Below are 1971 nucleotides of genomic sequence, written 5' to 3' on the forward strand. Positions count from 1 at the left end.
ATTGCCGCAACCACCAGAAGGATTTCAAGAAGAGTGAACCCTTTTTTGTTTTTCTCGTACATATGCACCTCTGTAAAAAAAATGAATAATTATTTTGTCGCGCTGATTGTTGCTCCTTGTTCGGCATTTGGCGCAGAAACGGTAATGCGCCCATCGTCTGACTTCATAATCTTATAACAAATCCCGTTTGCATTGCAGGTTCCATTGGGATCCTTCGGCAGTGCGGTGAGGTATTTCTGATTCGCAGTCAGGACAGCAAAGTCAATAAGACCGGTGCAGTTGGCTGCTCCTATTTTACATATTTCCGTTGAAGCTGTCGAGATGGTTGCAGGCAGAGTACCGGAATTGTCAATGGTATATTGATAGACGGCATTCAGGAGGGCAGATACATCCGAGCGCCGCTGTGCATTGCGCGTATCGGCTAGTTGTTTTGCAGGATTGATTGCAACAATCACAATTCCCGCAAGAATAGAGATAGCCGCAACCACAAGCAGGATCTCTAATAATGTAAATCCATTATGCCTATGTTTTCTCGTAACCATATAGAAGAGTATAGCACAATTATGCGATTTATGCGATAGGCAGCCGGATGGTAAACGTCGTGCCTTGCCGTTCTTCCGATTCAAACGTAAGGTCACTTTTCATGAGTTCAAGAAACCGTTTTGCAATGTAGAGTCCCAGTCCGCTGCCTTCTGTTTTAGCATCGATTGCGTTTTTTGCGCGATAGAATTTTTCAAACACGTGTTCTTTGTCTTCATTCGGAATACCAATCCCTTCATCGCGGATGGTTAATACACACATTCCTTTTGAGGGGCAGTGCGCGCTGATTTCAATGTGACATGCGCCACCTTTTGCATATTCAACAGCATTGATAATAATATTCAATAGCGCCTGGGAAAACAGCACATGGTCGAGCGAGACGCGCAGTGGTTTAGCAGGCTTGGTAAAAAGAATAGTACCGTGACGCTGCTTGATAAGCGGATCACACTCGTCAAGGACCGAGCAAACGGCGCTTGAAAGGTCGGCTGGGGTGAGTCGGGGATGCATGCGCCCTTCTTCAATTTGCGTTACTATCAAAAGTTCATTCACAAGAGAAACCATGCGTCTGCCGCCCGTTGCTATGTGTTTGATATAATCGCGAAGCTCTTTGTGAAGAGAAACGTTTTTTTTCGAAAGCAGAAGCTCGCAGTACCAGTTGATAATCGTTAATGGCGTTTTGAGCTGATGGGATGCAAGTGACACGAATTCTGTTTTATTTTCATCAATGCGCTTTTCACCAGTTGCATCGCGGAATACAAATACAGCGCCAAAGAGCTCACCATCAGAACTCATAAGGGGTGATGCGCTGCCTACCACAGGAAATAGTTGGTGGGATCCCTTCATGGTGATATCGTCACCAAGCGCTGTTTTCACTGTTTTTTTTGCACGAAGCGCTTCAAGGATTGGCCATGACCCAACCGCAAGGGGAGTATTGTTTTGAAAAAACGCGAACGTTGTTTCGAGTGGAGCATGATGCGGTATGGCAGCAAAACCCCCAAGGTTCAGTGCTACGGGGTTCATCATGGTAATTGTTTTATTGGTATCGATCACCAACAAGCCTTCACCGATGGAAGAAATAATACTCGACAACTCACTCGATTGCTCTTGGATTGATTGCTCGGCAGAATTGATTGTTGCAATATGAATGGAAAGAAGAAGAATGGTCAGAATGACAATCACGATAAGAAGAACGAGAAGAAGATATGCCAATCCACCTGCATTAGAAAATTGGAGCACAACGACAAACAGAAGCATTCCTGCAAGAGAAATGCCTATGCCAGTGAGAAAGAGTCCTAGAGGTGAAGATAGGAGAGAGAAGCGAAACATTCCTCTAGTATACACTATTTTTAGTATTTTTTCTGCCTCATTTTCGGGCTGCGCGGAATCGAACCGCGACTGCATGACCCCCAGCCACGCGTACTACCACTATAC

General features: G+C 45.1%; 2 protein-coding genes. Both read right to left on the minus strand.

Going from position 1 to position 1971, the window contains the following annotated elements; all coding sequences use genetic code 11:
* Positions 1 to 89: 89 nt before the first annotated feature.
* Positions 90 to 542, minus strand: coding sequence for a type II secretion system protein (locus AAB400_01725; protein MEK7648616.1), 453 nt, complete (start codon positions 540 to 542; stop codon positions 90 to 92).
* 28 nt (positions 543 to 570) lie between these two features.
* The gene (locus AAB400_01730; GenBank protein MEK7648617.1) at positions 571 to 1941 is read right to left on the minus strand and encodes an ATP-binding protein; all 1371 of its coding nucleotides are present in this window, start codon (positions 1939 to 1941) and stop codon (positions 571 to 573) included.
* Positions 1942 to 1971 lie beyond the last annotated feature (30 nt).

Source organism: Patescibacteria group bacterium, from assembly GCA_038065255.1.
GTDB lineage: Bacteria > Patescibacteriota > Patescibacteriia > JACQRZ01 > JACQRZ01 > JBBTRI01.

What these genes read in the sequence shown, in the direction of transcription:
- AAB400_01730 (MEK7648617.1), bottom strand. Translation starts at nt 1,941, where the DNA reads ATGCAGTCGCGGTTCGATTCCGCGCAGCCCGAAAATGAGGCAGAAAAA.
- AAB400_01725 (MEK7648616.1), bottom strand. Translation starts at nt 542, where the DNA reads ATGGTTACGAGAAAACATAGGCATAATGGATTTACATTATTAGAGATC.